1 protein-coding gene and 1 pseudogene are annotated in these 830 nt (G+C 41.0%); both read right to left on the bottom strand.

Annotated elements, in window-relative coordinates:
- On the bottom strand, positions 1-542 hold a 542-nt coding region (locus BHECKSOX2_RS00035; RefSeq protein WP_139681950.1), incomplete at its 3' end, for a transposase.
- A 67-nt stretch (positions 543-609) separates the two neighbouring features.
- Positions 610-830 (bottom strand): annotated as a pseudogene (locus BHECKSOX2_RS00030) (transposase); the annotation flags it as partial.

Raw genomic sequence — 830 nt, 5'->3', positions numbered from 1 at the left:
GATCGTTGTTTATTATCTTGTTTTTGTTGTTTGGTTAAAGGTTTGTTTCTGTAGGCTCTATACAGGACTTTGTTGTTTTGCTTGCCGATCTTTTCATTGTTCTTTTTGTTGGCATAAGCACTATCGGCGTAGACTTCCCCATAAGTCTTTATTTTGTCTTTGGTTTTGTAGGTGTCAAGTAGTTTGTCAAATTCTTGTGAGTCGTGAACATTGCCAGGAGTGTAGGTCATCTTTTTAACAAAACCATCCTCACCGGTGTTAGCATGCATCTTATAACCATAGGTGGTTTTGCGCTTGCCATCAGCAGCTGTTTTAACATTGTAGCTAGCCTCAGGGTCTTGGGTGTTATTGTCGTCTTTTCCTTTACGCTTACGGGATTGTTTAGCTTCTATGACGGTAGCATCAATGATGTTGATTGAGCCTAGGGCGACAATAATAGAGTTTTGCTCTAAATGCGTGTTGATTTGTTCTAGTAGAGGCTCTAGGAGATTCTCAGTATTGAGCAGTTGTCTGAATCGCCAAATACTTGAATGATCAGGCACTGATTCACAGAGGCTTAAGTCAACTAAAACGCCTGAACATTAAGTCTCTGGCGATTTGTTTTTCTAGGGCTTCATCACTTAGGTTGTACCAAGCCTGAAGGATAAGAATTTTAAACATCATCAGTGGTGGGTAAGCTGGTGCACCAGGTACTGACGAGTATAGGCTTGAGAGGGTTTGCTCTATCTCATTCCAATTGATGATGTTGTGAACATCGTCAAGCTCTGATAGAGATTTGTGTTCAATAACCAAGGCATCTGCAAGCGAGGATTGTTGGGTGTTTTTCCAAG

It is taken from the genome of thiotrophic endosymbiont of Bathymodiolus puteoserpentis (Logatchev) (assembly GCF_900127505.1).
GTDB lineage: Bacteria > Pseudomonadota > Gammaproteobacteria > PS1 > Pseudothioglobaceae > Thiodubiliella.
Note: the sequence above shows the minus strand (reverse complement) of the source record. Positions and strands in the feature narration are given on the sequence as shown.